This is a genomic window from Parendozoicomonas sp. 209JJ7-1 (assembly GCF_058147085.1).
In genome coordinates this window covers 1-3,421 of the sequence record NZ_JBYVJU010000040.1, presented here as the reverse complement: position 1 = coordinate 3,421, position 3,421 = coordinate 1, and the positions used below count along the sequence as shown (strand labels likewise).

At 38.6% G+C, this 3,421-nt stretch carries 4 protein-coding genes; all 4 read left to right on the top strand.

The features are described 5' to 3' along the window. Positions 1 to 73: 73 nt before the first annotated feature. The 4 genes from ACY2RQ_RS18985 (at position 74) to ACY2RQ_RS18970 (ending at position 3,353) form a co-directional block, all read left to right on the top strand. Entirely contained in the window at positions 74 to 661 is a 588-nt protein-coding gene (locus ACY2RQ_RS18985; protein WP_490114582.1) for a hypothetical protein, read from the top strand. 118 nt (positions 662 to 779) lie between these two features. After that, entirely contained in the window at positions 780 to 1,418 is a 639-nt protein-coding gene (locus ACY2RQ_RS18980) for a hypothetical protein (protein WP_490114581.1), read from the top strand. Between the two features lie 560 nt (positions 1,419 to 1,978). After that, positions 1,979 to 2,647 carry an HAD family hydrolase gene (locus ACY2RQ_RS18975; RefSeq protein WP_490114580.1) on the top strand — a complete coding sequence of 223 codons (669 nt, stop codon included), beginning with the start codon at positions 1,979 to 1,981 and terminating at the stop codon, positions 2,645 to 2,647. A gap of 322 nt (positions 2,648 to 2,969) precedes the next feature. Further along, entirely contained in the window at positions 2,970 to 3,353 is a 384-nt protein-coding gene (locus ACY2RQ_RS18970; RefSeq protein WP_490114579.1) for a hypothetical protein, read from the top strand. Positions 3,354 to 3,421 lie beyond the last annotated feature (68 nt).

Below are 3,421 nucleotides of genomic sequence, written 5' to 3'. Positions count from 1 at the left end.
TAAATCCATGTGACGCCTACGGCGCACCTGATTTAGGCGTTAAATTTCGACAACAACACACAAAGGAGTGAAAATGAAAAAAATCAACTTGTGCGTAATAGCTTTGTTAGTATTTCTAACTGGGTGTGCAGGCAGAGATTTTAAAAAAGTCGAAAACAATCAAATAAATTTTGGGGAAGATACAAAGCAATCAATACAGAAAAAACTTGGCAAGCCATACAATAAGGGAGTTGTCACAAAGAATGATAAACAGTTTGATGTTCTCTCTTATGCATACGCTAGTACTGGTGGAGATAGCTTACATAAAGGAGTTACCGCAGTTAGAAGCCAAGGATTCTATTTTTATAATGATAAACTTGTGGGAAGCGAATTCACTAGTTCTTGGAAGATAGACGCAACCGACTTTGATGAATCAAAAATACAAGAAATCGAAAAAGGAAAAACAACTATTAGTGAAGCAATAGAAGTTCTCGGTAAACCTGGAGGGGAATTTATATATCCTCTTACAATGAAAGAAAACGAGAAAGCCAAAGTTTATCTTTATAGTCAAGCAAAAGGCTCTGCATTTAATATGAAGTTTTATCTGAAAACCCTTGTGATTTCTTACAACAAGAATGGTGTAGTTACAAACGTCGAGTACACTGCAAGCGGTGATAAATAAAAACGGTGTAATATCGAGAAAATTTAACAAGTGCATTCAGGTGACGCCTTCGGCGCACCTGATGCAGGCGTTAAATGGCAATCCGGCATCGAGTTAAATTCAACAAAAAGGATGAATAATGACAGCAGAAGTTTGGAGCATTATTTCTAGTGTCACTTCAATAATCTTGGCTTTTTTTGCCATAGCAATCTCTATTTGGTTTTTCATTGTCGGAAGAAATACAGAGAAAGATGTATCAAATAGCCTTACCGAAATAAAATCTCAAACGGACATGCTTCAGAAAATTTCAGGGAAACAATTAGATCGATTAACTAAATATGTCACTGAACCAAAGAACACTGGTAATCATGAGCAATTTACAGAGATATTGAAAGTTGTGGCAGAAATGCCTCTGTCTCTTTCTACATCATTACATCAGCAGACTAATAATCACAATGTTGAATCTTTGAAAAAAGAACTCGTGAACTGCTATATAGCCCTATATTTCTATTCAGCTCAGGCAAACTTGTGGTCACAATTAAATCTTCCAAACGTCAACAATTTTGATGCTGAAAATACTTTCGACATAACATGTAAGCGAATAGTTGATATGAGTTCAGCTGATTTTTATCACATGGCAAACATTTTATCCCAATGTGATTCTGAAGACATCGAAGAAAGCACAATCAAACATTTACTTATTGAAACTAAAAACACATGGAAAGGTTTTGTCAAAACACCTTCCGAAGTATATGAAAAACGAGCTACATCAGAGTAGTTGCCATTTAACAAGCGCATCCAAGTGACGCCTTCGGCGCACCTGATGCGGGCGTTAGGCGAAGCAAAGACAACTTCAAGTTTGAAAAGTAACATCCTTTATTGTGTTGGCTGGCGTTGGGAGAGATTGGAGTTTTTTCCCTGAGTTGCGCCGCAATTTAAATTTGTGTCGGCGTCGAGTAAAGCGTTTGCGGCGTTTTGGCTCTGTGTTCTAGCCTTCGAGTTGCCAACGCCAACATAGCGATTGTGCAAAAGTCACCAGGCAAACAACTGTGTCCATCCTTGAAAAAGAATCGGTTTTATTGTGCAAGGCTAGCAACAAACATCTGAGCTCATTCCTTTTTAGGTAGCGCCGTCTATGTTTCGTGAAAGTTTACAGTCTACGCCGTTTAAATCTTGTGCAAAGGCATTCGTGTCATGCCAGCCAAAACAAAGTGCACATGGCATTTCTGTGTATCGTTGTAGGCAAATTCCGTGTAAACCTGGTAAGCGCCTAACAAGCGCATCCAAGTGACGCCTTCGGCGCACCTGATGCGGGCGTTATACGGCTAAAGGAAAGTAATGAAAACATTCAACTTAATAATATTTGACTGTGATGGTGTTCTCGTAGACAGCGAGAAAATAGCAAATAAGGTATTTGCAAATATTCTTAATGAAGAGTGTGGCTTTTCATTAACTTTAGAAGATATGTTCTCAACGTTTGTCGGTCACTCTTCAGCTCAATGTATGCAAATTGTGAAGGAAATGCTTGGTAGCCATCCACCTGAAGGTCTTGAAATAAAGTATAAAAACGAAATAAACAAAGCATTAGAGCAGAGCGTCACTTCTGTAAAAGGAATTGAGAAAGCATTAGCAGAGATTTCACTTCCATTTTGTGTTGCTTCAAGTGGCTCTTACGAGAAAATGCAAACGACATTAGGTAAAACTGGCCTGCTAAAGCATTTCTCTGGAAAATTACACAGCACTTCTGATGTTAAAAGAGGCAAACCATATCCAGATATTTATCTTCATGCAGCGAAGAGAATGGGAGAAAATGATCCATCAAAGTGCTTGGTTATAGAAGATAGTCCGCTGGGTGTGAGTGGAGGAGTTTCAGCAGGTATGACTGTTTTTGGCTACTCTGAACACATGCCAAGTTCAAGGTTAAAAGAAGCTGGTGCTCACCACATATTCAGCGATATGAGTTCTTTAGCACATGAAATCCAGAGCTATGTGCAATCCGCCGTATAACAAAAAAATCCAGGTGACGCCTACGGCGCACCTGATTTTGGCGTTATGTGCTACTTCAAAACCCATGCATCTACTAAACATTGAGTTTTTGAAATGGGAAGAAAATCAAAGTGGTGTGGAAACATTTATAACACAGAAGAAGGTGTTTCTGCCTTAGAAGCAATTGAGGAACTACAATGCTTCCGTTGTAAAAGAAAAATTGTACCTGGGGAGTTCTTTTCAAGAAGTGCTGATAAAGATGGTTTTAGAGAAGGAATCAAATACACCTTTTGTCATGATTGCCATCCCATATATAAAATAAAAGAAATATAAGAGGAATACCATGTTTGGTTTTGGGAAAAAGAAACTCAACCCTGAACAACAAGCTGTTAAAGATCAATTCGATTCTATTTCGAACGCATTAAAAAGTGCAGACAAGCCTGCTCAAATGGCTGTAGGAAATAGCATCAATATGATGTACAGCATGTTCCATAAAGAGTTCTCTGATATAAACCAATATAAATCCCTTGTAATGAGAGATAAGGTTTCATACATAAGAAAACTAAATGAACTGGAAGATTCACTGGCAGAAAAAGACCCTCATGCTTCTCTTGGTTGTAGGCTGTTTACACTTTGGGTAGGTTCGGTTGCTGAAGATGATAAAGCCTTAGAGCAGCACATCAACTCAGAGCTATCATTCTTCAGTAAAATAGGTAGTATCGGTTAATCACAGCCACGCACATACAAGTAAATCCAGGTGACGCCTACGGCGCACCTGATTTAGGCGTTACATGA